Raw genomic sequence first — 266 nt, forward strand, 5'->3', positions numbered from 1 at the left:
GTGGTACATTATTTGGATTTTTATATGGATATATATTAAAAAAATATAAAGGAAAAACATCAATAGATAATATTTTTGATAATCAAGAAGAGATTTATTTATAATTTTTTGCTTAATAAAATTATATAAATTATAAAGTGTAATTATTAAAATGGAAGCAAAAGTAGAAAACAGAAACGAAAAATTAATAAAGGAAATAAGAACAAAATTGGCTACATTATCTACAAATACACTTTTAAGATATTATGAAGATATTAGATCAAAGA

The organism is Candidatus Nanopusillus massiliensis (assembly GCF_920984865.1).